Source organism: Paraburkholderia sp. NMBU_R16 (assembly GCF_013282575.1).
In the GTDB taxonomy this organism is placed as follows: Bacteria; Pseudomonadota; Gammaproteobacteria; order Burkholderiales; family Burkholderiaceae; genus Trinickia.
Genome location: NZ_JAAAYE010000028.1, coordinates 29,807 through 55,035, shown reverse-complemented (window position 1 = coordinate 55,035; position 25,229 = coordinate 29,807). Strand labels below are relative to the sequence as shown.

General features: G+C 65.6%; 24 protein-coding genes and 2 tRNA genes. 10 read left to right on the top strand and 16 right to left on the bottom strand.

Features of this window, described 5'->3' with window-relative positions; translation table 11 throughout:
- Positions 1-74: 74 nt before the first annotated feature.
- The 9 genes from GWC77_RS15950 to fdxA all read right to left on the bottom strand — a co-directional run bounded on the left by GWC77_RS15950 (position 75) and on the right by fdxA (position 5,911).
- Complete coding sequence (locus tag GWC77_RS15950; protein WP_173258417.1) at positions 75-1,475, bottom strand: MATE family efflux transporter; 1,401 nt, start codon at positions 1,473-1,475, stop codon at positions 75-77.
- 189 nt (positions 1,476-1,664) lie between these two features.
- Positions 1,665-1,886 (bottom strand): RNA-binding S4 domain-containing protein, encoded by a 222-nt coding sequence (locus tag GWC77_RS15945; protein ID WP_173258415.1) that lies wholly within the window; start codon positions 1,884-1,886, stop codon positions 1,665-1,667.
- A gap of 136 nt (positions 1,887-2,022) precedes the next feature.
- Positions 2,023-2,790: a DUF4088 domain-containing protein gene (locus GWC77_RS15940; RefSeq protein WP_173258413.1), complete on the bottom strand. Its 768-nt coding sequence runs from the start codon at positions 2,788-2,790 to the stop codon at positions 2,023-2,025.
- A gap of 242 nt (positions 2,791-3,032) precedes the next feature.
- Positions 3,033-3,356, bottom strand: coding sequence for an AzlD domain-containing protein (locus GWC77_RS15935; RefSeq protein ID WP_173258411.1), 324 nt, complete (start codon positions 3,354-3,356; stop codon positions 3,033-3,035).
- The gene (locus tag GWC77_RS15930; protein WP_173258469.1) at positions 3,353-4,033 is read right to left on the bottom strand and encodes an AzlC family ABC transporter permease; all 681 of its coding nucleotides are present in this window, start codon (positions 4,031-4,033) and stop codon (positions 3,353-3,355) included. Before GWC77_RS15930 ends, GWC77_RS15935 begins: the two co-directional genes overlap by 4 nt.
- Positions 4,034-4,190: 157 nt before the next feature.
- Positions 4,191-5,021, bottom strand: coding sequence for an AraC family transcriptional regulator (locus GWC77_RS15925; protein WP_173258409.1), 831 nt, complete (start codon positions 5,019-5,021; stop codon positions 4,191-4,193).
- Between the two features lie 156 nt (positions 5,022-5,177).
- Positions 5,178-5,253, bottom strand: a tRNA-Asn gene (locus GWC77_RS15920).
- Between the two features lie 76 nt (positions 5,254-5,329).
- Positions 5,330-5,405 (bottom strand) — tRNA-Asn (locus tag GWC77_RS15915).
- A 182-nt stretch (positions 5,406-5,587) separates the two neighbouring features.
- On the bottom strand, positions 5,588-5,911 hold the full coding sequence (gene fdxA, locus GWC77_RS15910) for a ferredoxin FdxA (RefSeq protein WP_173258407.1): 324 nt from the start codon (positions 5,909-5,911) through the stop codon (positions 5,588-5,590).
- Between the two features lie 251 nt (positions 5,912-6,162).
- Between fdxA and pncB the strand changes: the two genes are divergently transcribed.
- The 5 genes from pncB to rmuC all read left to right on the top strand — a co-directional run bounded on the left by pncB (position 6,163) and on the right by rmuC (position 12,240).
- Positions 6,163-7,359: a nicotinate phosphoribosyltransferase gene (gene pncB, locus GWC77_RS15905; RefSeq protein ID WP_173258405.1), complete on the top strand. Its 1,197-nt coding sequence runs from the start codon at positions 6,163-6,165 to the stop codon at positions 7,357-7,359.
- A gap of 132 nt (positions 7,360-7,491) precedes the next feature.
- Complete coding sequence (locus GWC77_RS15900) at positions 7,492-8,163, top strand: lactate utilization protein C (RefSeq protein WP_173258403.1); 672 nt, start codon at positions 7,492-7,494, stop codon at positions 8,161-8,163.
- Positions 8,164-8,294: 131 nt separating this feature from the next.
- Positions 8,295-9,731, top strand: coding sequence for a sodium:proton antiporter (locus tag GWC77_RS15895; RefSeq protein WP_254366989.1), 1,437 nt, complete (start codon positions 8,295-8,297; stop codon positions 9,729-9,731).
- A 32-nt stretch (positions 9,732-9,763) separates the two neighbouring features.
- On the top strand, positions 9,764-10,753 hold the full coding sequence (locus tag GWC77_RS15890; RefSeq protein ID WP_173258399.1) for a D-glycerate dehydrogenase: 990 nt from the start codon (positions 9,764-9,766) through the stop codon (positions 10,751-10,753).
- On the top strand, positions 10,750-12,240 hold the full coding sequence (gene rmuC / locus GWC77_RS15885; protein ID WP_173258397.1) for a DNA recombination protein RmuC: 1,491 nt from the start codon (positions 10,750-10,752) through the stop codon (positions 12,238-12,240). The genes GWC77_RS15890 and rmuC overlap by 4 nt, the downstream gene beginning before the upstream one ends.
- A 21-nt stretch (positions 12,241-12,261) precedes the next feature.
- Here rmuC and GWC77_RS15880 read toward each other — a convergent pair whose 3' ends face one another.
- The 5 genes from GWC77_RS15880 to GWC77_RS15860 form a co-directional block, all read right to left on the bottom strand.
- Entirely contained in the window at positions 12,262-12,537 is a 276-nt protein-coding gene (locus GWC77_RS15880) for a hypothetical protein (RefSeq protein WP_173258395.1), read from the bottom strand.
- 42 nt (positions 12,538-12,579) lie between these two features.
- Positions 12,580-13,887 carry a gephyrin-like molybdotransferase Glp gene (gene glp, locus GWC77_RS15875; protein WP_173258393.1) on the bottom strand — a complete coding sequence of 436 codons (1,308 nt, stop codon included), beginning with the start codon at positions 13,885-13,887 and terminating at the stop codon, positions 12,580-12,582.
- Positions 13,888-14,011: 124 nt separating this feature from the next.
- Positions 14,012-14,629, bottom strand: a complete 618-nt coding sequence (gene mobA, locus GWC77_RS15870) for a molybdenum cofactor guanylyltransferase MobA (protein WP_254366988.1) — start codon at positions 14,627-14,629, stop codon at positions 14,012-14,014.
- Between the two features lie 16 nt (positions 14,630-14,645).
- Entirely contained in the window at positions 14,646-15,755 is a 1,110-nt protein-coding gene (moaA, locus tag GWC77_RS15865) for a GTP 3',8-cyclase MoaA (protein ID WP_173258389.1), read from the bottom strand.
- Between the two features lie 186 nt (positions 15,756-15,941).
- Positions 15,942-19,043: an Rne/Rng family ribonuclease gene (locus GWC77_RS15860; protein ID WP_173258387.1), complete on the bottom strand. Its 3,102-nt coding sequence runs from the start codon at positions 19,041-19,043 to the stop codon at positions 15,942-15,944.
- A gap of 727 nt (positions 19,044-19,770) precedes the next feature.
- On the opposite strand from GWC77_RS15860, the gene GWC77_RS15855 reads away from it, so the two are divergent.
- The 4 genes from GWC77_RS15855 to GWC77_RS15840 all read left to right on the top strand — a co-directional run bounded on the left by GWC77_RS15855 (position 19,771) and on the right by GWC77_RS15840 (position 22,950).
- Positions 19,771-20,796: an RluA family pseudouridine synthase gene (locus tag GWC77_RS15855; protein WP_173258385.1), complete on the top strand. Its 1,026-nt coding sequence runs from the start codon at positions 19,771-19,773 to the stop codon at positions 20,794-20,796.
- The gene (locus GWC77_RS15850; RefSeq protein WP_173258383.1) at positions 20,777-21,436 is read left to right on the top strand and encodes an HAD-IA family hydrolase; all 660 of its coding nucleotides are present in this window, start codon (positions 20,777-20,779) and stop codon (positions 21,434-21,436) included. The genes GWC77_RS15855 and GWC77_RS15850 overlap by 20 nt, the downstream gene beginning before the upstream one ends.
- Positions 21,433-21,849, top strand: coding sequence for a Rieske 2Fe-2S domain-containing protein (locus tag GWC77_RS15845; protein ID WP_173258382.1), 417 nt, complete (start codon positions 21,433-21,435; stop codon positions 21,847-21,849). The genes GWC77_RS15850 and GWC77_RS15845 overlap by 4 nt, the downstream gene beginning before the upstream one ends.
- Positions 21,850-21,927: 78 nt before the next feature.
- On the top strand, positions 21,928-22,950 hold the full coding sequence (locus GWC77_RS15840) for a S49 family peptidase (RefSeq protein ID WP_173258380.1): 1,023 nt from the start codon (positions 21,928-21,930) through the stop codon (positions 22,948-22,950).
- Positions 22,951-22,973: 23 nt separating this feature from the next.
- On the opposite strand, the gene GWC77_RS15835 is transcribed toward GWC77_RS15840, so the two are convergent.
- The gene (locus GWC77_RS15835; protein WP_173258378.1) at positions 22,974-23,693 is read right to left on the bottom strand and encodes an SAM-dependent methyltransferase; all 720 of its coding nucleotides are present in this window, start codon (positions 23,691-23,693) and stop codon (positions 22,974-22,976) included.
- Positions 23,690-24,337, bottom strand: a complete 648-nt coding sequence (locus tag GWC77_RS15830) for a Maf-like protein (protein ID WP_173258376.1) — start codon at positions 24,335-24,337, stop codon at positions 23,690-23,692. Before GWC77_RS15830 ends, GWC77_RS15835 begins: the two co-directional genes overlap by 4 nt.
- Positions 24,338-24,436: 99 nt before the next feature.
- On the opposite strand from GWC77_RS15830, the gene GWC77_RS15825 reads away from it, so the two are divergent.
- Entirely contained in the window at positions 24,437-25,111 is a 675-nt protein-coding gene (locus GWC77_RS15825) for a DUF177 domain-containing protein (protein WP_173258375.1), read from the top strand.
- Positions 25,112-25,229 lie beyond the last annotated feature (118 nt).

The window sequence follows — 25,229 nt, the reverse complement described above, 5'->3', positions numbered from 1 at the left end:
TCATTCTATGCGCACTGCCCGCAATCCATGCAAGAAGAAGGCCCATGCGGACAGGGGCCTGGAGTTTGGCCGATTCAGCCTAGCGTCGTTGGCTGGCGTCGCGGGGTCGCGCGCGTCATGCGATCGAAGCGCAGCGTCATGAGGAGCGCGACGCTCGCGAGCCCGGCGGCGAGCCCCCACCACAATCCACGCGCGCCGAGGCCGGCATGGAATGCAAGCACATAGCCGGTTGGAAAGCCGACGCCCCAATAGCCGAAGGCGGCGGCGAGCATGGGGATGCGCGTGTCTTTCAAGCCGCGCAAGCATCCGGAACCGATCGTCTGCATGCCGTCGACGATCTGGAAGACCGCCGCCACACCGAGCAGCGACGCCGCGATGGCCGCCGTCGGGGCGTTGGCTGGATCGTCGAGCCGCAGGTAGAGCCCGACGATGGCGCGCGGCGCGACGATCAGGACGAGCCCGGAGAGCGACATGAACGCGATGCCAAGACCGAGCGCCACGAAGCCCGCGTGCCGCGCGGCGACAGGCTGCCCCGCGCCGAGCCAGTACCCCACGCGAACGTTGGCTGCCTGGCCGATCGCGAGGGGCACCATGAACGAAACGGAGGCCACGTTGAGCGCGATCTGATGCGCGGCGAGCTGCGTCTCGCCGAGCAGGCCGATCGTGAGACCGGTGCCCAGAAAGAGCATCGACTCGACACCGTACGTGATCGCCACCGGCCAGCCGATGCCGAAGAGCTCGCCCATGAGCGGCATGTTCGGGCGCGCCGCGCTGACGAAGTGGCGGTAGCGCCGGCGGCCGTGCAGCAAGACGACGAGCGCCAGCGCGGTGGCCCAGACGGTGATCGACGTAGCCGCCGCGGAGCCCAGCAAGCCGAGCCGCGGCAATCCGTAGGCACCATGAATGAGACCGTAGTTGAGCACCGCGTTGACACCGACACTGGCAATCGATATCCAGAGCAGCCGCTTGGCCGCGCCGATGGCCGGCAAGAAGGCGCGCATCATGCCGATGCCGATGAGACTGCCGAGCGACGCCCAGCGCAGTACGCCGGTGTAGGCACCGACGTCACGCGCGAGCGCGGCCGGTTCGCCGAATGCCAGCAGGATGGGCTGGCTGAACGACAGTAGAACGAACGCCGGCACGGCGAGCAGCGCGGACAGTACGAGGCCGGTCCAATAAATATGCGGCACGCGATCCTCGGCTTGGGCGCCGCGCGCGTTGGCAACGGTGACGCTGACCGAAGTGAGCACCCCTTGCAACAGCGTGACGACGACAAAAAAGATGCCGGCGCCGAGGCCGCCGGCCGCGAGCGCGTCTGCCCCGAGCGAGCCCAGCAGGATGGTGTCGGTCACGCCCATCGCCATTTGCGAGAGCTGAGAGATTGCGAGCGGCGCCGCCAGCCGGGCCGTTTCGGCGGCGTGGCGGGAGAACGTGGGTGGCGCGCCGGCGGCGTGCGAGAGACCTGAGTGCGACATGAGAGATCGAGAGCGCAAAGCGCCAGCCAAAGCGGCTGCGATAGACGGGCGACGGATTCGGTCGAAAGAACGGAAAGCTTATTGCGTTGCGGCGTGCGTGTCGATGGATGCCCCTGTCCGCGGCAGGTGCAACGCATGTCGGCGAATGGCGGGGCGGTACCGGCGGCGCTTACGAGCGGCGCGAGCGGTTCACGGCGCTTCGAGCACGGCGATGCGTGTATCGCCCAACATGACGACCTGGCCTGCGCGAATCTTGCAGGTCTTGCGTAGCTCGGGGCGGCCATCGACCTTGACGGCGCCCGAGGCGACGAGCATCTTCGCCGAGCCGCCGCTATCGGCCAGCCCCGTCACCTTGAGCAGATTGTGCAATTCGACGTATTCGCCGGTGAGCGTGAAATTGAGATTGGCCATGGCAAATGCGCGCACCGAGGGAAGACAGGGCACGCATCATAAGCCAAGTAGCGGGGTGGGGGAATAGGACAAGTCCGATTCGCGTTGGCCGGCGCGGACCGCATGCGTGGAATGCCGGGCGTGAGCGCCCGCTCCGCTAGCGCTGGCGGCGCTCTTGGGCGCGAGGCTGCTGCGTGGGTGGCATAAAGAAATTGCGCAGCCAGACTGCCATGCGCGAAAAAATGTCGTACGGCTCTTCGACAAAGATTTCGGGCTTGAGCAGGCGCAGGAATTCCATGATCTGCTGAGCTTCCTGCTTTTGGAACGAACCGTGCGCGAGCCCCAGCTTGAGCAGGCCGCGTAGCTCCCCGAGTTTCTCGCGCGCCGTGCTGCCGACGCTCGTCTCGCAGGCGATCTTGGCTTCGTAGACGCGCTGGCGCAGCGATTCCGCCAGACGCCAGGCGGGCGTCTGCATTTTTTCTTCGAGCGCCAGGATGTCCTTGGCCGACGATTTGATTTGCGCCGAGAGCGGATCGACGAGCGCCGCGTCGCCGCCGGCTTCCTTGACGATGGCCGCGGCCCAGTCGCGGCAGGCTTTGGCCAGCTCCTCCGGCGTCCATTGCGAGCGGTAAGCGAATGCGAAGCCGAACTCCTCGGCTTGTCGCACGAGGATCGCGACGACGTCGGGAAATTCCTTGTCGAGCGTGCGCTTGGCCCATGCGTATTGACCGCCCTGGAGCATGCGCTGCACAGCGTGCTCGGTCAGCGGCACCATGTTGTCGAGCAGCTTCGCGCGCAGGAAATCCTCGAACGACGGCGTCGCGAATTGCGGGTCGAGCTTCAGCGACACGCGCACGAAGGCTTCGAAGTCCTTGTGCAGCGAGGCAATGGTCTCATCTCGAAGAGAAAGGGTGATCTGACCCATGGCATGTCCTGATAGCTCGTCCGTCCGTGCGTGTGCGCCGGCGCCGACGCGCGGGCGGGACATCGACATGCCGTGCGCCTCGCCTCGCGGCCGAGTGCCGGCGCGTGCGCAATCCGCACGTTCCACGCGGCGTCGATGTATCCCAAGTACGAGGCGTGCAGCCCGGCTGCTGTCCGGCGCACGCGTTTCGTCTGTTTATCGGCCGCGCGAGCCGGAACTTGAGGCGGTTTTCGTGCACCGGATCAGTGCGCGACGAGCCATTGCCAGGCGAAGAAGACGATGAGCCCGGCCGCGATCGTGACGAGCGGTCTGCGCGTGGCGGCGGATACGACGCAGGCGGCGAGTGCGCCGACGAGCTGCGGGTTGCGCCAGGTGAGCTCCGGCTGCCCGCCATGCGGCGCCAGGGCCATCGGTACGATGATGGCCGTCAGGACGGTAACGGGGACGAAGCCGAGCGCGGTGCGCACGAGCGGCGGGAACGTAACGCGCTCGCCGAGCACGAAGAGCGTGGCGCGGATCAGGCACGTAATGACGGCCATGCCGAGGATGAGGACGACCGCATTCATTGAGTGGCCTCCGCATGCGCCGGCCGGCGAGCCCACGGACGCGACAGCACCACGCCGACCGCGACACCTCCCGCCACGGCCGCGAGCAACCCGAGCTTGTAGGGCCATGCGGCGCAGGCCAGCGCGAGAACGCCGGCTGTCAGTGCGGCCGCGATGAAGCGCAGGGCGACGAGCTGCGGCACGACGATCGCAATGAAGGTGGCGACCATGGCGAAATCGAGGCCCATCGATTGCAGACGCGGAAACGCGGCCCCGAACAGCAGTCCGACGAGGGTCCAGATCTGCCAGTTCACGTACATGGCGACCCCTGCGCCGAGGAAGTAATGCGGACCGATCGCCCCGGGCGGGGCGTGGCGATAGTGCGCGTAGGCGACGGCGAAGACCTCGTCGGTCAGGACTGCCGCGAGCGCCCATCGCCAGCGCGCCGGCAGCTTCGCGACATAGGGTGCGAGCGTCGCGCTGTAGAGCAGATGGCGCAGATTGACGATGAACGTGGTCGCCCATACCACGGCGAGCCCGGCATGACCGGCGATGAGGCCGAGCGCGATGAACTGGGCCGAGCCGGCGAATACCGTCAGCGACATCAGCTGGCCCTGCCACAGATGCAGCGGGCCAGAGCTCACGAGCGTGCCGAAAATGACGCCGAACGGCGCCGCGCCGACCATCATCGGGACCATGTCGCGCGCGCCGTCGGCAAATTCGTTGAGCGAAGTGCGTGGGTTCACTGCCGAATCCTCCTTTCCCGCCGAGCTTAGCCGTGCGTGGGAAAAGGAGCTTGTATGTTCTTGCGCTGGGCGCTTACGCGGGCAGGCCCGGGCCGCGGCGAGCGAACGTTCAGCTCGTCGTCTGCCAGCGGCCCGGCGGCACGCCGAACATGCGCCGGAAGTGCCGGGTGAAGTGGCTTTGGTCCGTGAACCCGCTTGCGGCGGCGACCTCGGTGACGGGCACGCCGGCCCGCAACGGCGCGAGCGCGCGTTGCAGCCGCAACTGGTTGCGCCATGCGTGCGGTGGCAGGCCTGTCGCGCGCGCGAACAGGCGCGCCGCGTGGAACGCGGAAAGCCCGACTTCGCTCGCGAGTTCGGTGAGGCTCAGCGATTCCGAGAGATCCGCAGCCAGCCGCGCCTGCATCGCGGCGACGCGCGGATGATCGATGCCGGCGAGCGCGGGATCCGGCCGCGCTTGCGCATGGCGGGTGACGAGCGTCGTCAATGCGTCGAGAAGTGCGGTCTCGGCGGCAAGCGAATTCGTGCCGTCCTCCAGCAGGCGATGCGCGCGCGCAATGCGCACGGCCAGATCGGTATCGCGTATCGGCTCTACCTGAAACCACGGCATCGCCTGCCGCTTGTTCGCAACCTGTTCGGCGAGGCGTTCGACATAGTCGATCGGCACATACAGCACACGGTAGCGCCAGCCGGCCTCGATCGCGCGCGAGCCGGTGTGAACCTCGCCCGGATTGATGATGGGTACCATGCCCGCATCGGCGACATGATGGGTCCCGCGATAGTCGTAGCCCTCGGCGCCCGCCTCGATCACCGCCACGGTATACGCCTCGTGCCAGTGCGGCGCGAACGTGTGCTCGCGGTATTCGGCAGTCAGCATCTCGGCTCCGGGCACGAGCGGCGTGCGCCAGTAGCGGGCTGAGTCGCGAAAGCGGGGCAAAGTCATGGGCGTCGATCAAAGAGGCGCGCGAGCCGCGAAAAAGCTTGGCTGCGAGGGGGCGACCGTTATCTCGAAACGGTAACACAGGTGGCGAAGGCGCATGGGACCGCCAAAGCGAAAGGCCCGCCGGGTGGGCGGGCCTTTCGCTTGCCTGCGCGTATTTGGCTCCCCGACCTGGGCTCGAACCAGGGACCTACGGATTAACAGTCCGGCGCTCTACCGACTGAGCTATCGGGGAAAAGACTGGCTGCTGAATCTAACGAGCTCGATGCAAAAGAGCCCGTCTTGAGAACGGGCTCTTCGCGTGCATTCTTTGGCTCCCCGACCTGGGCTCGAACCAGGGACCTACGGATTAACAGTCCGGCGCTCTACCGACTGAGCTATCGGGGAACAACAGCAGAGAAGCGAGATTCTATGGGGCGACGCCGGTACTGTCAATACCCCGGGTGCTCGAAGCACGGTCTGTCATCAGAGGCAAAGCCGTGCAAACCGCGCGAGGAGCAGGGGCGGTGGCGCGGGGGACGAACACGCCGGCGCGCAAGAACCGGCGCATTCGGCGAGCGTTCGACGCGTTATCGTTCGAGCTGGCTCAGCTTTTCCGCGACGTCTTTCCACTGATCGGCTTCGGGCAGCGCCCCTTTGGTCTTCGTAATGCTCGGCCAGCCTTTGGCCAGCTCGGCATTCAGTTCGATGAACTGCTGCTGATCGCCGGGGACGTCTTCCTCGGCGTAGATCGCATTCACCGGGCACTCGGCCACGCACACGGCGCAGTCGATGCATTCATCGGGATCGATCGCGAGGAAGTTGGGACCTTCGCGAAAGCAGTCGACCGGACAGACGTCCACGCAGTCGGTGTATTTGCACTTGATGCAGCTTTCGGTCACAACGTGAGTCATTCAAACTCCTGCATACGGAATATCGGGGGAAGCGGATGCCAGGCGAGCAAACGAGATATTGTAGCGTAAGGTAAAGGCCCGATCGGCCAAACGCCCCGACTCCGCTTTAGATTGATTCGTGATTAGTTTATGGCGCGCGAAGTGCGACGTCCGCGCGCGGGCAGCCTGCCATTGCTTCTTTTGGCGTGCGCCGCGCGAAGTAGTGCAAGAATAGGGGTTCCCATCGACAGGCTCTGTGGCACGTGCGTTCCATGATCATTACCTCGCTGCTCGACACCGATCTTTACAAGTTCACGATGATGCAGGTGGTGCTGCATCATTTCCCCGCGGCGAACGTGGAGTATCGGTTCCGCTGCCGTACGCCGAACGTCGATCTCACGCCGTACGTCGAAGAGATTCGCGACGAGATTCGCCAGCTCTGCCGGGTTTCGTTCAACGAGGACGAACTCGACTATCTGCGCCGTATGCGCTTCATCAAAAGCGATTTCGTCGACTTTCTCGCGCTCTTTCACCTGAACGAGAAGTACATCTCGGTTTCGCCGTCCCCCAAACGCAACGGCGAGATCGACATCGTCATCAACGGCCCCTGGTTGCACACGATTCTCTTCGAGATTCCGGTGCTGGCCATCGTGAACGAGGTCTACTTCCGCAATACGCAGCGTCAGCCCGATTACGCGATCGGTCGCGAGCGCCTGCGCGAGAAGATTGCGCTGCTCGGCGCGCGCCCCGAGTTCGCCGATTGCAAGATCGCCGATTACGGCACCCGGCGGCGCTTCTCGCGGCGCTGGCACGAAGAAGTGCTGCTTACGCTGATGAGCGGGATCGGCGAGCAGTTTGCCGGCACGAGCAACGTCTATTACGCGAAAAAGCACGGTCTCACGCCGCTCGGCACGATGGCCCACGAGTACTTGCAGGCCTGCCAGGCGCTCGGGCCGCGGCTGCGCGACTCGCAGACCTACGGTTTCGAGGTCTGGGCAAAAGAGTACCGGGGCGATCTCGGCATCGCGCTGTCGGACGTCTACGGCATGCAGGCGTTCCTGCGCGACTTCGACATGTATTTCTGCAAGCTGTTCGACGGCGCGCGCCACGATTCGGGCGATCCGTTCGAATGGGGCGAGCAACTCCTGCGCCACTACGAAGAGAATCGCTGCGATCCGCGTACGAAGGTGCTCGTCTTCTCGGACGCGCTCGACATCCCCAAGGTGCTGCAGCTCTATGAACGGTTTCGCGGACGCTGCAAACTCGCGTTCGGCGTCGGCACCAATCTCACCAACGATCTCGGCTACAGTCCGCTGCAGATCGTCATCAAGATGGTCCGCTGCAATGGCCAGCCCGTCGCGAAGCTCTCCGATTCGCCGGGCAAGAACATGTGCGACGACAAAGCCTACATCGCTTATTTACGACAGGTCTTCGGCATCACGACACCGATCGACGTCGGCGGCGAGTAGCGCGGCGGTTCGCCGGCATCGCCGAGAATCGTCTCATTTGCGGCGCTTCGTCCGGTTCGCCCGTCGGGACGGTATATCTCGAAAAAGTCCATCGGTATAATCGGCCATTCGATGTCGCCAAGGAGAATCGTCATGGATACAACGGCTGCCCGCCGCAACATCCTCGCGCGCATACGCGCCGCGAGCGGTCGTGCTGCGCAGCCGGAGGCGGACGAACTCGAGGCCGCGGCCGATTATCTCGCGCGGCATCCGGCGGGGCCGCGTCCTCCGATGCCTGAGGATGCCGCCGGGCTTGTCGCGCGGTTCATCGCAGAAGCGCGTCTCATGGGCACTACCGTAGACGAAGTGGCGACGCTCGCCGAGGTCCCCGAGGCTGTCGCGCGTTATCTGGCAGCGGGTGGTTTGCCGGTGCGCGCCGTTGCGTGGCGGGATCTGGAGCCGCTGCCGTGGGCGCAGGCGGGTCTGTCGGTCGAGTTTCGCAAACCGCAAGACGCCGATCTGATCGGCATCACCGGCTGTTTTTGCGCGACGGCCGAAACCGGCTCGCTCGCGCTGCTTTCAGGGCCCGGCATGGAGGTCTCGGCGGGACTCCTGCCCGAGACCCATATCGCCGTCGTGTCCGCTTCGCGCATCGTTGCCGGGCATGAGGAGGCATTCGCCCTCCTGCGTGCGGAGCGCGGGCAGTTGCCGCGCGCAGTTAATTTCATCTCGGGACCTTCGCGCACGGGCGACATCGAGCAGACCATCGTGCTGGGCGCGCACGGTCCCTATCGCGTTCACGCGATCGTCGTCCGGGGTGCCTGAGCGCCCCGATACCTGGTATGCGGCAGGCTTCGCGACGCGTCGGCGCGTCGGCAGGCCACGGGCGTCCTGCGCACCGCACACCGCATCACAAGAGGAAGTCAATGAAACCACGACATGCGGCAATGCCGCGCATGCCGTTCGACGGTCGTATTGCAATCATGCTGCTCGTGGCGCTCTCAAGCGCTGTATTGCCAGCGCCCGCTGCCGCGGCAACGCTCGACGGTGCGGCGCTTTCCCCCGCCTGGGCATTGCCGTTTGCCGGCATCTTGCTGTCGATCGCGATCGCTCCGCTCATGGCACCCGCGCTTTGGCATCGCCATTTCGGCAAGATCGCGGCGGCCTGGGCCGTGCTGTTCGTCGTGCCCTTCGGCTATGCGAACGGCGGCGGGGCGGCACTGGCAACATTGGCGCATGCGCTCTTCGAGGAATATCTGCCGTTCATCGTGTTGCTGACGGCGCTTTATACGATCGCCGGCGGGATTTGCGTGCGCGGCAACCTGCACGGTTCGCCGAGGACGAATACCGTCATGCTCGCGCTCGGAACTTTGCTTGCCAGCATCATGGGCACGACGGGCGCGGCGATGCTCCTCATTCGGCCGGTCTTGCGTGCGAACGACAATCGAAAGCATGTCGTCCATGTCGTCGTGTTCTTCATCTTTCTCGTCGCCAATGCCGGGGGCTCCCTTACGCCGCTGGGAGATCCGCCGCTTTTTCTCGGCTTTTTGAACGGCGTCGGTTTCTTTTGGACGACGCAACATCTGGTAGCGCCGATGCTCGTCATCTGCGGCCTGCTGCTCGCGCTCTTTTATGTGCTCGACAGCTACTACTATCGGCGCGAAGGTGAAGAGCGCACGCCGTTTCTCGATCCCTCGCCCGACACGCGGGGTCTCGCGATCGAGGGCAAAGCGAACTTCGCGCTGCTTGCGCTCGTGATCGCCGCCGTGCTGGCGAGCGGGCTTTGGCGGCCCGGCCTGGCGCTCGAAGTACTGGGTGTCCACGTCGAGCTGCAAAACGCGGCGCGCGATGTGCTGCTCGTCGTGCTGACGCTCGCATCGCTTGCGCTCACGCCGCGCTCCGCACGGGTCGGTAACGCCTTCAACTGGGCGCCGATCGAGGAAGTCGCCAAGCTGTTCGCCGGCATCTTCGTCACCATCGCGCCCGTCATCATGATGTTGCGCGCGGGGCCGCAGGGGCCGTTTGCGGCTGTCGTCGATCTCGTCACCGATGCGCGCGGCCAGCCGATCGACGCGATGTACTTCTGGGCCACGGGTCTTTTGTCGTCGTTTCTCGACAATGCGCCGACCTATCTCGTGTTCTTCAATCTCGCGGGTGGCGATGCGCAGGTGCTGACGACGTCAGGCGCGACGACACTCGCGGCCATTTCAGCCGGCGCGGTGTTCATGGGCGCGATGAGCTACATTGGCAACGCACCGAATTTCATGGTGAAGTCGATGGCCGAGGCGCGCGGCGTACGCATGCCCAGCTTCTTCGCTTATCTCGGCTGGTCGGGGGTCATCCTCGTACCGGTTTTTCTGCTGACGACGTGGTTGTTTTTTTGGGGGCCGTGACGAACGCGCGGCCTCAGTGACGGAGACACCCGATGCAAAAAATTCTTGTCGCGCGCCCAATCTTTCCGGAGGTCGTCGAGCGGCTCAAAGCGCATTTCGAGGTCGATTGGAACGACGGCCCCGCGCTTGCACCCGACGAACTCGTGCGCCGGCTTGCCGATAAGGACGGCGCGCTGACGGCCGGCGACATGATCGATGCCACCGTCCTCGCCGCCGCGCCACGCTTGCGCGTGGTGGCCAACATGGCGGTGGGCTACAACAATTTCGATATCGCCGCATTCAACGCGGCAAACGTGCTCGCCACCAACACGCCCGACGTACTCAACGAATCGACGGCCGATTTCGGCTGGGCACTGATGATGGCGGCGGCGCGCAGAATTACGGAGAGCGAGCGCTGGCTGCGCGACGGGCAATGGCAGGGCTGGCGCCATGACGGCTTTCTCGGCGTCGATATCCACGGTTCGACGCTCGGGATCATCGGCATGGGGCGCATCGGGCAGGCGCTCGCTCGACGCGCGCGCGGCTTCGGCATGCACGTCATCTATCACAATCGCTCGCGCGTCGCGCCCGACGTCGAAGCCGAGCTTGCTGCCCAGTACCGGCCAAAGGCGGATTTGCTGCGTGAAGCCGATCACGTCGTCCTCGTGTTGCCGTATACACCCGAGAATCGCCATACCATCGGCGCGGCCGAGCTCGCGCTGATGAAACGTACGGCCACCCTGACGAATATCGCCCGCGGCGGGATCGTCGACGATGCGGCGCTCGCCGTCGCGTTGCGCGAGCGGCGCATCGCGGCCGCAGGCCTCGATGTCTTCGAGGGCGAACCGGGCGTGCATCCCGGCCTGCTTTCGGTGCCGAACGTGGTGCTGACACCGCACATTGCCAGCGCGAGCGAGACGACGCGCCGGGCGATGGCCGATCTCGCGGCGGACAATCTGATAGCGGGGCTCGACGTCGGACCGCTTGCGGGGCAGCCGCCCAATCCGATCAATCCGCAAGTGCTCGGGAAGGCGCGCTCATGACGACACTGCTTACCGTCGCGCTCTCGATCGCCGTTGTTATCCTCGCTTTTTCGCTGGCGCTGGCCTTGCGCGGTCTCACGCGGGCCAGCGAGCGCGACGCGCTCGCCGAACTTGGGGCGCGCGTCGAGGCCGCCGGGCAGCACCAGACGCAGGCATATGAGCGGCTCGAACGCGAACTGCGCTCGGAAATCGCGGAAACGGCGCGGCTGTCCCGCGGGGAACTAGGCGGCGGTTTTGCGCAGTTCCAACAGACGCTTGCGACCCAGTTGACGAGTGTCGCCGCGGTTCAGAACCAGCAGATCAACGGGTTCTCGGAGCGTCTCGCGTTGCTCGTCGATACGAATGCGAAGCAGCTGGAATCGATGCGCGAGAGCTTGCAACGTCAGGCGCTCCAGTCTCGCGAAGAGCAAAGCGCCACGCTCAAACGTTTTGGCGACACGCTCGCGCAGCAACTGGCGCAGCTCATGGAAGCCAACGACCGCCGTTTTGCCGAAGTACGTGCCACGCTCGAAGCGCGCCTGAAGGACATCGAAGCGAATAACGCGGCGAAGCTCGAGGAGATGCGCCGCACCGTCGATGAAAAGCTGCATGCGACGCTCGAGCAGCGCCTTGGCGAATCGTTCAAGCTCGTATCGGATCGGCTCGAGCAGGTGCATCGGGGGTTGGGCGAGATGCAGACGCTTGCGGCCGGTGTGGGCGATCTCAAGAAGGTGCTGACGAACGTCAAGACACGCGGCACCTGGGGAGAGGTTCAGCTCGAAGCGCTGCTCGAGCAGATACTGACGGCGGACCAATACGCCAAGAACGTTGCGACGGTGCCCGGAAGCGGCGAGCGCGTCGAATTCGCGATCAAGCTGCCGGGGCGTGCGGAACGCGGTAACGGCGAGGGCGCCGCGGCACCTGTCTGGCTGCCCGTCGACGCGAAGTTTCCGCGGGAAGACTACGAGCGCCTCATCGATGCGCAGGAGCGCGCCGATCCTGTGGCCGTGGAGGAGGCATCGCGCGCGCTTGAGACGCGCGTGCGCAACGAGGCGCGCACGATTGCCGAAAAATATCTGGCGCCGCCGCATACGACCGATTTCGCGCTGCTGTTTCTGCCCACGGAAGGGCTATACGCCGAGGTGTTGCGCCGCCCCGGGCTCACCGACCTGTTGCAGCGGGATTACCGGGTGACGGTTGCGGGTCCTACGACGCTGACTGCGTTGCTCAATAGCCTGCAGATGGGTTTCCGTACGCTTGCGATCGAAAGGCGTTCGAGCGAAGTCTGGCAGGTGCTCGGCGCGGTGAAGACCGAATTCGGCAAGTTCGGCGACGTGCTCGCGAAGACGAAATCGCAGTTGGAGACGGTGACGCGCTCGATCGAGGCGGCCGAGCGCCGTACGCGCGTCATGAGTACCAAGCTGCGCACGGTCGAAGCTTTGCCCGGAGACGAAGCGCAGGGCTTGCTCGGCGATGCGGACTCGAGCGGGTCGGAACCGGACGCTTGAGGGCGGCCGTGGCAATGGCCGTCAGGCTTCTTCCGGCACGTCCGCCAGAACGATCTCGATGCCGCCGAAACGCGAGGCCACCCAGTTATAAGCGTGGCAGGCGATCCAGAGCAGCACGAAGCCGAGGATCGCGTTGAGCAGCAACGCGCTGAAAATCGTGCTCAGTTCGACGGAACCGTACTTGATGAACGCGACGAGCATGCCGAGCAACACGATCGGTACGCTGAAGGTGAGATAGACGAGGATGAGCGCTTTGGCGGTCTGACCGGGTGCGATCGAGAGGATTTGTTTTTTCATGTGGAACGTGCCCCGTTGGAGACGATATTTTCGATTGGACGATCAGATCAGGCCGTCGAAGGGCACGATCTCGACTGGCGCGCCGGCCGCGACGTCGCCTTGCTCATGCGCAAGGACGATCAGGCAATTGGCTCGGCTCATCGAGCTCAAAACGCCCGAGCCTTGAGAGCCGGTCGGTGCGACGAGCCATGTGCCGTCGGCTGCGCGTGTCGCAACGCCGCGCTGATATTCGGTGCGGCCCGGGCGTTTTTTGATCGGTGTCGAACTGGTCGCCCGCAACTGCAAAGGTGCTTCGACTTTTGCTCCCGACATCGCCAGCAGCGCTTCGCGCACGAACTGGTAGAACGTCACCATGACGGCGACGGGATTGCCCGGCAGGCCAAAAAAAAGCGCGGGGCGCAGACCGTCGTCCCGGTGCGTGGGCCATAGCCGGCCGAATGCGAGCGGACGTCCCGGGCGCATCGCGAGTTGCCAGAACCCCACGTCGCCCAGCGTTTCGAACAGGCGGCGCGTGAAATCGGCATCGCCAACGGAGACGCCGCCCGAGCTCAGAACCACGTCCGCACAGGACGCGGCACTTCGCAATGCGGCTTCGAGCGCCGCCGGCTCGTCGCGTACGATGCCGAGATCGAGTGCCTCGACATTCAGGCGCGCGAGCATCGCGCCGAGCGTGTAGCGGTTGCTGTCGTAGACGCACCCCGTATCGAGCGGCTCGCCCACCGAGCGAAGTTCGTCGCCCGTCGAAAAGAAAGCGACGCGCAGCCGGCGATGCACCGCGACTTCTGCCACGCCGAGCGAAGCAAGCAGACCTACATCGGCGGCGCGGACGATACGTCCAGCGGTGAGCGCGGCGCGTCCCCGTGCCAGGTCTTCGCCGGCGCGCCGGCAGTTGGAGCCTTGCGATATCCGCCGTGCGTCGAAGGCAATGCGCTCGCCGGTGCGTACGGTTTGCTCCTGAGCGATGACCGTATCGCATTCGGCTGGAATTGTCGCGCCTGTCATGATGCGCACGCATTGACCGCGCGCCACATGACCAGTGAACGCATGTCCGGCCAGCGCCTGCCCGGCCACTTCGAGCTCGAGCTCCGCTGAGCCGCCGGGGGCGGGATCGGCGAGGACGGCGCTGTCGAACGCATAGCCGTCCATGGCGGCGTTGTTGTGCGACGGCACGTCGATCGGCGAAATCACATCCTCGGCCAGCACGCGGTCGAGCGAGGCGCGCAATGCAACGCGCTCCGCCGTCGCGACCGGCTGCGCCCAGCGACGCACGATGGCTCGCGCCTGGGCGACCGGCAGTGCCTGGGCGTCATGTTCGGGGACGCAGCGGGAAATGTCTTCGGAGGTGGTCATCGATGATTGGACGCGGCGATTATCTGCGATTGGCCGCGAACGTCCTTCTTTTTGGGGTGGCCCGGCCGTCGGCGCGGTGCGCGCACCGGCGGCTTGCATGCCCGGCCGGTCCACACCTTCGATATCAGGCACGCTCGAGGTCGGCGAGCTCCTGCAAGGAGTTGGCATTGTAAAACGCGTGCTCGTCGGCAAATGCGACTTCGACGTGCCTGTGGCGCGCGTACCACGCGCGAACCTTGCGCTCCCCGGCCGCGAGCCGGGCTGAGAGGTCGTCGGCAAGCGATGTGCGCATCAACGCGAAGACGGGGTGCAGCGTGGTTCGGCCGGTGCCGTCCCGTGTGGTGACGGTGGCGATGTCCGCTGACGCGGCATCGAGCGCGTTGCCGAGACACTCGGCGAGATCGGACGGCAGGTTCGGCGCGTCGCAGGGCACCGCGAGGACGAACGGCGTGCGCGCCGCGCGCAATCCGGCCAGCATGCCGGCCAGCGGGCCAGGGAAGTCGCCGCTGGCGTCGCTGACGATGCTCGCTTGAAACGCCGCGCCAAGCGACGCATAGGCATCGAGGTTACGGTTTGCACTGATGAGCATCGCGCCGACCTGCGGTGCGAGGCGTCTGGCGACATGCAGCGCCAGCGGCTCGCCGCGCAGCGGCTGCAGGCCCTTGTCGAGGCCGCCCATGCGTGTACCACGCCCGCCCGCGAGGATCAGGCCGGTGACGAGGGAAGAGGGCGGGTGCTCCATGCGAGCCATGGCGGCATCAACCGCCGATATAGGACATTTCGACGCGCGGTGCATCGTTGTCGGGGCCGGCCGGCACGCCACTGCCTCGCAACTGCGAGTAGCGATCATCGCGCGCCTGCCAGATACGCGCGATGGCTGTCGCAATGTCGGCGTCGGACGATCCGTTGCGCACGAGCGCACGCAGGTCGTGCCCCGATGAGGCGAAGAGACAGAGGTACAGCTTGCCTTCGGTCGAGAGCCGCGCCCGTGTGCAGCTACCGCAAAAGGCCCGCGTGACGCTCGAAATGACGCCGATTTCGCCCGTGCCGTCCGCGTAACCCCAGCGTTGAGCCGTTTCGGCCGCGCTATTCGGCTCGAGAGGAACGAGCGGAAAGACTTCGCCGATGCGCGCTACGACTTCCGCCGAAGGCAGCACTTCGGTCATGTTCCAGCCGTTGGACGTACCGACGTCCATGTATTCGATGAAGCGCAGCACCACGCCGGAGCCTTTGAAATGCCGGGCCATCGGGAGGATTTCACCGTCATTGGTACCGCGCTTGACGACCATGTTGACTTTCAGCGGCGCGAGGCCGCTCGCCTCGGCGGCTGCAATGCCGTCGAGGACGGCCGACGGCGCGAAGTCGGCGTCGTTCATGCGTTTGAAGAGCGCATCGTCGAGCGCGTCGAGACTGACCGTGACGCGCGTGAGCCCGGCGTCCCTGAGCGAGCGGGCTTTGCGCGCGAGCAGCGAACCGTTCGTCGTCAGTGTCACGTCGAGCGGCCGGCCGCTGGCGGTGCTCATGCGCGCGAGCCGTTCGATGAGCCATTCGATGTTCTTGCGCAAAAGCGGCTCGCCGCCGGTCAACCGGATCTTTTCGACACCGTGGGCGACGAAAACACGCGCCAGACGCTCGATTTCCTCGAACGTCAGTAATGCGCTGTGGGGCAGGAACGGGTAATCCTTGTCGAACACGGCGCGCGGCATGCAGTAGACGCAGCGGAAATTGCACCGGTCGGTGATCGATATGCGCAAATCGCGCATGGGACGGCTGCGTGCATCGGTCAGTGTCCCGCGGGGCGCGAACGCGGCGCCGGCGATATCGGGGACCGCGCTGATATCGGCGACGGGAATGATACGGCGGGACATGGTCGAATCGGGAAAAGGTCAGAAGGCCATTCTAGCTGAACGCGCAACATTCGGCCGGTTTTGCCCGGTCGGTGTTGCGGGTATCGCCGAGCGGAGAGATCCAGGCTTCGGGTCGCCGGCGCTCAGGCATAAAAAAGCCCGCCTCGGGGAGGCGGGCTGGCGCGGTGGGACAACAACCGATTCGAATTACTCGGACTTGCGAGTTTCGATCTGCTGCATCGGCGTGGTGTCGACGGTCGGCATTGGCTTGCGCTCGCGCGGCACCCGAGCGGGCGGAGCAATCCGCGCGGCCGCCTCCTGCGCGCTGCGCAGTTTTTCGGCGTCGGTGCTGACCCAGACGAGGCCGGCCGACTCGAGCATCGGCTGCAAGTCGCTCACCGATAGACCGTTTGCCCGCTTGGCGGGCGCCGCAGCAGGTGTCGTTTCGACTGCTGCCTGCTGCTGCGCCGGTTCTTCGGCCACGGCAGTGGGCTGAGCGGCTGCCGCGGGCGTTTCCGTTGCCGGTTCTGCGTGCGTCGGCGCGAGCTTCGCGGCGACGTCCGGATCGGACAGCGCGCCGCCCGACACCGCCGACACCGGTTCGGCCGTGGCAGCTGCAGGCTGCTCGACCGCGCCGAGGGCGGCAGGGGTGGCTTCGACGGGAGTCCGCTCGAGCGCAGCTTCCGCGGCGGCAGGCAGCGGCTCGGCGTGCGGTACGACCTCGGGCGCTGGCTCGGCGGCGGCAATCGGCGCTTCGGCAGGGATGGCCGGCGTCGACTCGCGTGCCTCGGCGGGTGCCGAGGGGGCTTCGGTCGCCGGCAGCGGCGTTGCGGCGGGTGCTTGCATCGGCACGGGGGTGACCACAGCATCGGCCGCGTGCGTCACGGCGGCGGGCTCGGCATGAGTAGTAGCCGGCGTTTGCGGCGCGACTTCGGCCACGGCGCCCTCGGCTTCGGCGACATCGGCCGCATGCGTGACATTCACGCCATCCTCTTCGCGCTCGCGACGTCCGCCACGGCGGCCGCGGCGACGGCGGCGACGCTCTTCCCCATCACGGGCGGCACCGGCATCCTGCTCGGCCGCAGCGGCGGGTCCTCCCGCCGTAGCGGCGGCTGAAGCACCGGCTTCGACGACAGGCGCCTCGGGACGCGTGACCGTCTCGGGGGCGATTTCGGTCAGCGGTTTGCGGCGCTCGCCGCGTTCGGGCCGCTCCCGGCGCTCGCCGCGTTCTTGCCGTTCGCCGCGTGCGGTCGCTTCGGCACCTTGTTCGGTACGTTCCTGCGCGCGCTCGCGGCCATCGCGGGCCTCCCGACCTTCCCGGCCTTCGCGTTGTTCGCGCTGACCGCGACCTTCGCGCGGCTCGCGCGGTTCGCGGGACTGCGGTTGCTCGTCGCGGCGTTGCCCCGGGGCTTGCTGGCGCGGGCTCGTCCCTTCGGCGCGTGCTGCGCCATCTCGGCCTCCGGCGCCGCCACGACGGTTGGTCCGGCCACGCTCGCCACCGCTACGCTCGCTCCGCTCGCGCGCAGGCTTCGGCTGTTGCACGGGTTCGGGGGCGACGGGCGCCGGGGCAGCCGGCGCAGCGCCGAACAGTCCCTTGAGCCAGCCGAAGAATCCGCCGCCGCCTGTGCGCACGGGTGCGATGACGGGCTGCGCGACGGATACCGGCCGGCTGGGCGCGCTCGGCGCCGGCTTCTCGGGCGTAATGCCTTTGACAGCCGCTTCCTGTTTGGGCTTCAGGTCTTCGCTGCGCTTGCTGTAACCGGTCTCCGATTCGAGCTCGCGCGCGGCTTCTTCGGCCATCTTCCACGAAGCGCGCGGATCATCGAGGCGGGCGTCGTCATGACGCAGGCGCTCGAGCTTGTAATGCGGCGTATCGAGATGCTTGTTCGGAATGAGGACGACGTTGACCTTGAAGCGCGATTCGATCTTGTTGATTTCCTGACGCTTCTCGTTGAGCAGAAACGCCGTGACCTCCACGGGCACCTGGCAATGGATCGCCGCGGTGTTTTCCTTCATCGCCTCTTCCTGGATGATGCGCAGCACCTGAAGGGCCGACGATTCGGTATCGCGGATGTGGCCGGTGCCGTTGCAACGCGGACAGGTGACGTGGCTACCCTCGGACAGCGCCGGGCGCAGGCGCTGGCGGGACAGCTCCATGAGGCCGAAGCGCGAAATCTTGCCCATTTGCACACGGGCGCGGTCGTGCTTGAGGGCATCCTTGAGCCGCTGTTCGACTTCGCGCTGGCTCTTGGCCGATTCCATATCGATGAAATCGATGACGATGAGGCCGCCCAGATCGCGCAGACGCAACTGGCGGGCCACTTCGTCGGCCGCCTCGAGGTTCGTGCGCGTGGCCGTCTCCTCGATGTCCGCGCCCTTGGTGGCACGCGCCGAGTTGACGTCGATGGCGACGAGCGCCTCGGTGTGGTCGATCACGATCGCGCCGCCCGAAGGCAGCGGCACCGTGCGCGAGTACGCCGTTTCGATCTGGTGCTCGATCTGAAAACGCGAGAAGAGCGGAACGTCGTCGTGGTAGCGCTTCACCTTGCCGACGTTGTCCGGCATGACGATATCCATGAAGGCGCGCGCCTGATCGTGGATTTCGGTCGTATCGATCAGTATCTCGCCGATATCGGGCTGGAAATAGTCGCGAATCGCGCGGATGACGAGGCTCGATTCGAGGTAGATCAGCATCGGCTGGCCGGTCTGGCCGCTTTGCGAGGCGGCTTCGATCGCGCGCCACAGCTGCATCAGATAGTTCAGATCCCATTGCAGCTCTTCGGCGCTGCGGCCGATCCCGGCCGTGCGCGCAATGATGCTCATGCCGTCGGGCAGTTGCAGTTGCGCCATCGTTTCGCGCAGTTCCTGGCGATCGTCGCCCTCGATTCGGCGCGACACGCCGCCGCCGCGAGGGTTGTTCGGCATGAGGACCAGATAGCGGCCGGCCAGCGAAATGAACGTGGTCAGGGCCGCGCCCTTGTTGCCGCGTTCTTCCTTTTCGACCTGGACGATCAACTCCTGGCCTTCGCGCAGCGCATCCTGGATGCGTGCCGAGCGCATTTCCACGCCGTCGCGGAAGTACTGACGGGCGACCTCCTTGAACGGCAGGAAGCCGTGGCGGTCTTCGCCGTAATTGACGAAGCAGGCTTCGAGCGACGGCTCGATACGGGTGACGATGCCTTTGTAGATGTTGCCCTTGCGCTGTTCGCGCCCGGCGGTCTCGATATCGATATCGATGAGCTTTTGCCCATCGACGATGGCGACGCGCAGTTCTTCCTGCTGCGTCGCATTGAACAGCATGCGTTTCATTGAACGGCTCCAGAGCGGCTTGGCCGGCGAGGGCGGACGGGGCATGGAGCCGCGACCGCATTCGCGAAGGCGCGCCGCGTCTTCGTTTTGTTGTCACAAGCACGCTGGAGCAGGAACGATGGCGGGGAGAATTGCCTGGATGGGGTTCGCTGCGGGTCCAATGGGCCGCGAACCGCCGGGCGCATGCGAACACGGCTTCAAATAACGGCGATGCACAGGGCGCGCTTTGCGTCGCCGTGCCTCGTGTGCCGCGGCTCGTAGCGTGCGGTGCACGCCTGCCGGCCGGAGCGGTGCCGCGTCGTCAGCGACGCGGCACGAAGCCCGTATGACGCTCGACAGCCGCGCGGGATGTCTCGCCAGTATTGACGTCGCCCAAAGCTCCGCTCGTCGCGGAACGCTCGCGGGCGCTCGCCGTAGTTTTCGCAATCGGGAGCCTCGTGACCTACGACATCGTCCGATACCGAGGCTCGCCTGATGAATTCTTTTTTACCACCCTTCCGTTACCGTCGGGACCGGCTGCGACCGAACGCGCCTGCGGGCGCCGTCCTTGCCGCTCGCCAATTCCGTGCGTGCAACTCGTTGCTAATTTTGAAAGGGCAAGCAACGCGCCCTCGGGTACCGCCAAGCAAGTAAAATAGCAGCTTCTCGCTTCGCCCCCGCGCAGCTCGCCGGATTCGCCGGCCAACACGCCGGCAGCCGCAGGCTGCTGGGGCAAATTATATTCAGAATGAATGAGTTAGGCAAAATATCCCAGAAATTGGTCGCGAGCGACCAAGTATCGATCATACAGGTGGATGACGGCGTTGCCGGCCAGCGGATCGACAATTTTTTGCTGAAAGTCTGCAAAGGGGTGCCGAAAAGTCACATTTACCGGATCCTGCGCAGCGGCGAAGTGCGGGTCAACAAGGGGCGTGTCGACGCGAAATATCGGCTCGTGACGGGCGATCTCGTCCGGGTGCCCCCGATTCGCGTCGCGCTGAGCGAGGCGTCCGCGTTCGTACCGGCGGCGCCGGCCGCCGAGTTTTCGGTGCTGTTCGAAGACGACTACCTGCTCGTCATCGACAAACCGGCCGGCGTGGCGGTGCACGGGGGCAGCGGCGTCGCGTTCGGCGTCATCGAGCAAATGCGCGAGGCGCGGCCGCTCGGCAAGTTTCTCGAACTCGTGCACCGGCTCGATCGCGAAACGTCGGGCGTGCTGATGCTCGCGAAAAAGCGTGTCGCGCTCGTCGGCTTGCACGAGCAGATTCGCGAGAACCGCATGGACAAGCGCTATTACGCCTGCGCGCATGGCGAATGGGCGCCGGATTGGGGGCAGCGGCGCGCGGTCAAGGCCGCGCTAACGAAATACCTGACGGCCGACGGCGAGCGTCGCGTACGTGTCGATCCGCATGGGCTTGCGTCACATACCGTGTTCAATCTCGTCGAGCGGTGGCCTGGCTACGTGCTCGTCGAAGCGGAGCTGAAAACGGGGCGCACCCACCAGATTCGCGTGCATCTCGCGCATCTCGGCTTGCCGATCGTCGGCGATGCGAAATACGGCGATTTCGCGCTGAATAAGGCGCTGGGGCGCGCGGACGCCCGTCCCGGACTCAAGCGCATGTTTTTGCACGCACACCGCTTGAGTCTCGTGCATCCGGTCACAGGCGAGCCGCTGACGTTCGAGGCGCCATTGCCCGCGGAATGCCGGCGTTTTCTGGATCAACTGAACGAATCGACCGACGAGGCGCGCGCCGATGGCCCGAGAACTCTTTGACCTGATCGTTTTCGATTGGGACGGCACGCTGATGGATTCCACCGCGCATATCACGCGCAGCATCCAGGCGGCATGCCGCGATCTCGGGCTGCCGGTGCCGGCCGACGAGGCGGCGAGCTATGTGATCGGACTCGGGTTGCGCGACGCGCTGCAAATCGCGGCGCCGACGCTCGACCCGAGCGAGTATCCGCGCCTGGCTGAGCGCTACCGCTATCACTTTCTGCTGAAAGACGCGCAGATCGCGCTTTTCGAGGGGGCGCGCGAGTTGCTGGAAGAGTTGCGCGATGCGGGCTATCTGCTCGCGGTGGCCACCGGCAAGAGCCGGGTCGGACTGAATCGCGCCCTCGACGGCGCGGGGCTCATGCGGATGTTCGACGGCACGCGCTGCGCGGACGAGACGTTCTCGAAGCCGCACCCGGCCATGCTGCACGAGTTGACGCGCGAATTGGGGCAGGATCTTGCGCGCACGGTCATGATCGGCGATACGACGCACGATCTGCAGATGGCGCAGAACGCCGGAACGGCAGGCATCGGCGTGGCTTACGGCGCGCATCGGGCCGATGCGCTCGAGGCGCTCGCGCCGCGGTTCGTGGCCGACAGCGTGGCGACGCTGGCCGGTTGGCTCAGGGAACACGCATGAGCGACGCTCGGCCGAATGGCGATCCGGCCGAGGGCCCCGAGGCGGTGCGCGTGTGCGCATCCGACATGCTTGTCGATGGCGGGGCGGGCGTGCGGGTTGCGGCGCGCCATGCCGGCCAGGACGCGGTGGTTTTTTTCGTGCGCTACGGCGAGGCTGTCTACGGATACCTGAATCAGTGCGCGCATGTACCGATGGAGCTCGACTGGGTCGAGGGCCAGTTCTTCGAATCGTCAGGCTTATACTTGATGTGCGCCACCCATGGCGCCATCTATGCCCCCGATAGCGGGCGCTGCGTCGGCGGGCCGTGCCGCGGCGGCCGCTTGCGGCCCGTGACGGTCGAAGAGCGCGAAACGCCCGATGGCCGGGCGATATTCTGGCTTCCGGACGAATCGCTTCGTCCGGCTCCCGGGTAGGGTACAAAGCGGGGCCGGGCGGGCATTGGTTCCCACCGTCATTCACATCCTTTCATCTGCGGCGATTCATCATCGAGCATGACCGACAATTTGACCCCTGAATCCGGCGAGAACGCCGATCGCCCGGCTGGCGCCGCACCCGCGCCGCAGATGCCGCCTTCGCGCGAGCCCAACTGGGAGCGCGCCGTCCTCGAGCGCGTGGCGCTCGCCGCCGTTCGGGAGCAGCGGGCCGCGCGGCGCTGGCGGATCTTTTTCCGCTTCGCGTTTTTGTTCGTGCTGGCGCTCATCGCATTCGCCCTGTTCGACGTGCCGGGCGAAAAGGTGGCGGCGGTGGCGGGCCGCCATACCGCGCTCGTCAGGATCGACGGCGAAATCGCCTCGGACAAGAACGCCAACGCAGAAGATATCGCAACGTCGTTGCGCCGAGCCTTCGAAGACTCGGACACGGCAGGTGTCGTGCTGCAGATCAACAGTCCCGGCGGCTCGCCAGTGCAAGCAGGCATGATCAACCGCGAAATTCGCCGTTTGCGATCGAAATATCCGTCGATCCCGCTTTATGTCGTCGTGGGGGACATGTGCGCATCGGGCGGTTATTACATCGCCGCGGCCGCGGACAAGATCTACGTCGACCGTGCGAGTATCGTCGGCTCGATCGGCGTATTGATGGACGGTTTCGGCTTCACAGGGTTGATGGACAAACTGGGCATCCAGCGGCGCCTGCATACGTCGGGCGCCAACAAAGGCTTTTTCGATCCGTTCTCGCCCGAAACGGCCGCCATGAACGAACACGCGCAGGTGATGCTCGACGCGATCCACCGGCAGTTCATCGATGCCGTGCGCGAAGGCCGTGGGAAGCGGTTGCGCGAGACGCCCGATCTGTTTTCCGGGCTCTTTTGGACCGGCGAAAAGAGCGTCGAGCTCGGCTTGGCGGACGGCTTTGGCGATACGGGTTACGTCGCGCGCGACGTCATCAAGGCGCCGCGCGTCGTCGATTACACGGTGAAGGAAAGCATTTCAGATCGAATCGCGCGCAAGTTCGGCACGGCCTTCGGTGCTGCAGCCGTGCACGCGCTCGCGGGTGCACGCGTATCGCTGCGCTGATAGTCGCCTTGCTCGCGGCCGGTTCAGGTCGCGAGCATCAGAAAGATCGCGGGCCGCTTGTGCAGTTCGGGGGCACCGGTCTTTTTCCAGGCCGATACCGGCCGGCTCACGATCGTTTCGGTCTCGAGCGTCAGGTCGACGGCAACGGCGACGAGCGTCGACGGCGCGCAGCCGGCCAGTATCGCGTCGAGCAGTGCGCGATTTCGGTACGGCGTCTCGATGAATATCTGCGTTTCCCTGGCCTTGCGCGAGTGGGCTTCGAGCTCGCGCAGCTTACGCGTTCGTTCGCCGGCATCGACCGGCAGGTATCCGTGAAAGGCGAAACGCTGACCGTCGAGGCCCGACGCCATCAGCGCAAGCAGGATCGAACTGGGGCCGACGAGCGGTACGACCTTGATGCCGCGCTCGTGCGCGCGGCGCACGAGCAGCGCACCCGGGTCCGCGACGGCGGGACACCCCGCCTCCGAGACGAGGCCCGCGTCCGCGCCCGCGAGCAGGGGCGCGAGCAATTGCTCGATGCCGGCGGCAGGCGTGTTGACGTTCAGCTCGCGAATCTCGATTTCCTGTATCGGGCGTTCGGTGCCGACACGCTTCAGAAATGCGCGCGTCGTTTTCGCGTTTTCGCCGATGAAGTAGCGCAGTTGCGCGGTGCGCGCAATGACACTGGCGGGAAGGACCGTCGCGAGCGCGGTGGCGTCGCCGTCGCCCAATGCATTCGGAATCAAATAGAGGGTGCCGCTCATTGCACACCTCGCGTGGTCCCGAAAAGCGGATACCCGGCGGTTCGCAGCATGCGGGTGAGCGCGATCAGCGGCAGGCCGACGAGCGCAGTCGGGTCGTCGGAGTCGATGGCGTCGACGAGTGCGATGCCGAGCCCTTCGGCTTTCGCGCTGCCGGCGACATCATATGGCGTCTCGGCAAGCAAGTAGGCCTCGAGCTCCTCGTCCGGCAAGTCGCGAAAGCGTACCCGCGTGACGACGTCCTCGATCTGTACGAGGTCGCGCGCGGCGTCGAAGAGCGTGAGCGCACTATGGAATTCGACGGTGCGCCCACGCATCTCTTTCAATTGAGCGAACGCAGCCTCGTGGCCGCCGGGCTTGCCGATCTGGCGTCCGTCGAACGTGGCGACCTGATCGGAGCCGATGACGAGCATGCCGGCCGCCCCCGGCGCGTCAAGGGTATCGGCTGCGCGCGCGGCAACGGCGCGGGCCTTGGCCTCGGCAAGCCGCAGCGCCGTGGCGGCCGGTGCTTCGCCGGGATGAGGCGTTTCGTCGAGTGACGGTGCGGCCACCTCGAACGGGATGCGCAGCCGCTCGAGCAACGCGCGGCGATAGGGCGAGCTCGAAGCGAGAATGAGACGCGGCAGCTGGGCGGATCGAATCGGCATCCGGATTGACCTGGTTAAGTATTTGACGGGAAACGGCAAAAGCATTATTCTAGCTGGCTTTTCACGGCCAGTTCGCGCCTTCGGCCGAGGAGCGTGTCCATGACTCAGCAGGCTGGTAAATCAGGCGGTGCAGGTGGTGCGGGCGGTGTCGTGGATCCGCACGCGCTCGACGTATTCGAATTCGCGCGAAGCGGGCGGCAGGCCGCCGGAGGTTTGCGGATATCGCAATTGCCGCGGTTGTCGAACGAGGTGCCGGCCGATGCCCGCGAGCGGGAGGCGTCGTTCACCTGGCAAGCCGAGGGTTCGACGCAACCGGAACTGCAGGACGACGGCAGCGAGGCTCCGCAGCCGTATTTGCGGCTGGCGGTGCACGGTTCGGCCTGGCTCGAATGTCAGCGTTGCCTCGCGCCGTACGAGCAGGCGTTCGATGTCGATGCCACTTATCGGCTCGTCGCGAGCGAGGAAGAGGCTGAGGCCTATCCGCTCGATGACGATGAACTCGATGTGATCGTGGGCTCGCGCCAGTTCGATCTCGTCGATCTGATCGAAGAGGAACTGTTGCTCTCGTTGCCGCTCGTTCCCAAGCACGACGTATGTCCGCAGGTGCACGAGAGCTTGAGCTCCGGCGCCGGTGGGGAGTTGGCTGGCGAGGCCGGCGGGCAATCGTCGGATGAAGGCGAGGGTGGCAAAGACGGGGAAGGCGGCAAGCCCAATCCGTTTGCGGCGCTCGAAGCATTGAAGCGCGACGGCGGTACGGGCGGCAATACGCACTGACCGTACCGTGCGGCGCAGGAGTGGAGCGCGCGGCAGCACGCAAGGGCCCTAGCCTGATGGCTAGGGGCGTTGCGCCGGTTGCGCTGTGTTAGAATCCCGAAAATTTTTAGGAGTTACC

Excerpts from the sequence above, each read along its gene's own strand:
- GWC77_RS15950 (WP_173258417.1), bottom strand. The coding sequence starts at position 1,475 with ATGTCGCACTCAGGTCTCTCGCACGCCGCCGGCGCGCCACCCACGTTC.
- GWC77_RS15945 (WP_173258415.1), bottom strand. The coding sequence starts at position 1,886 with ATGGCCAATCTCAATTTCACGCTCACCGGCGAATACGTCGAATTGCAC.
- GWC77_RS15940 (WP_173258413.1), bottom strand. The coding sequence starts at position 2,790 with ATGGGTCAGATCACCCTTTCTCTTCGAGATGAGACCATTGCCTCGCTG.
- GWC77_RS15935 (WP_173258411.1), bottom strand. The coding sequence starts at position 3,356 with ATGAATGCGGTCGTCCTCATCCTCGGCATGGCCGTCATTACGTGCCTG.
- GWC77_RS15930 (WP_173258469.1), bottom strand. The coding sequence starts at position 4,033 with ATGGTCCCGATGATGGTCGGCGCGGCGCCGTTCGGCGTCATTTTCGGC.
- GWC77_RS15925 (WP_173258409.1), bottom strand. The coding sequence starts at position 5,021 with ATGACTTTGCCCCGCTTTCGCGACTCAGCCCGCTACTGGCGCACGCCG.
- fdxA (WP_173258407.1), bottom strand. The coding sequence starts at position 5,911 with ATGACTCACGTTGTGACCGAAAGCTGCATCAAGTGCAAATACACCGAC.
- pncB (WP_173258405.1), top strand. The coding sequence starts at position 6,163 with ATGATCATTACCTCGCTGCTCGACACCGATCTTTACAAGTTCACGATG.
- GWC77_RS15900 (WP_173258403.1), top strand. The coding sequence starts at position 7,492 with ATGGATACAACGGCTGCCCGCCGCAACATCCTCGCGCGCATACGCGCC.
- GWC77_RS15895 (WP_254366989.1), top strand. The coding sequence starts at position 8,295 with ATGCCGTTCGACGGTCGTATTGCAATCATGCTGCTCGTGGCGCTCTCA.
- GWC77_RS15890 (WP_173258399.1), top strand. The coding sequence starts at position 9,764 with ATGCAAAAAATTCTTGTCGCGCGCCCAATCTTTCCGGAGGTCGTCGAG.
- rmuC (WP_173258397.1), top strand. The coding sequence starts at position 10,750 with ATGACGACACTGCTTACCGTCGCGCTCTCGATCGCCGTTGTTATCCTC.
- GWC77_RS15880 (WP_173258395.1), bottom strand. The coding sequence starts at position 12,537 with ATGAAAAAACAAATCCTCTCGATCGCACCCGGTCAGACCGCCAAAGCG.
- glp (WP_173258393.1), bottom strand. The coding sequence starts at position 13,887 with ATGACCACCTCCGAAGACATTTCCCGCTGCGTCCCCGAACATGACGCC.
- mobA (WP_254366988.1), bottom strand. The coding sequence starts at position 14,629 with ATGGAGCACCCGCCCTCTTCCCTCGTCACCGGCCTGATCCTCGCGGGC.
- moaA (WP_173258389.1), bottom strand. The coding sequence starts at position 15,755 with ATGTCCCGCCGTATCATTCCCGTCGCCGATATCAGCGCGGTCCCCGAT.
- GWC77_RS15860 (WP_173258387.1), bottom strand. The coding sequence starts at position 19,043 with ATGAAACGCATGCTGTTCAATGCGACGCAGCAGGAAGAACTGCGCGTC.
- GWC77_RS15855 (WP_173258385.1), top strand. The coding sequence starts at position 19,771 with ATGAATGAGTTAGGCAAAATATCCCAGAAATTGGTCGCGAGCGACCAA.
- GWC77_RS15850 (WP_173258383.1), top strand. The coding sequence starts at position 20,777 with ATGGCCCGAGAACTCTTTGACCTGATCGTTTTCGATTGGGACGGCACG.
- GWC77_RS15845 (WP_173258382.1), top strand. The coding sequence starts at position 21,433 with ATGAGCGACGCTCGGCCGAATGGCGATCCGGCCGAGGGCCCCGAGGCG.
- GWC77_RS15840 (WP_173258380.1), top strand. The coding sequence starts at position 21,928 with ATGACCGACAATTTGACCCCTGAATCCGGCGAGAACGCCGATCGCCCG.
- GWC77_RS15835 (WP_173258378.1), bottom strand. The coding sequence starts at position 23,693 with ATGAGCGGCACCCTCTATTTGATTCCGAATGCATTGGGCGACGGCGAC.
- GWC77_RS15830 (WP_173258376.1), bottom strand. The coding sequence starts at position 24,337 with ATGCCGATTCGATCCGCCCAGCTGCCGCGTCTCATTCTCGCTTCGAGC.
- GWC77_RS15825 (WP_173258375.1), top strand. The coding sequence starts at position 24,437 with ATGACTCAGCAGGCTGGTAAATCAGGCGGTGCAGGTGGTGCGGGCGGT.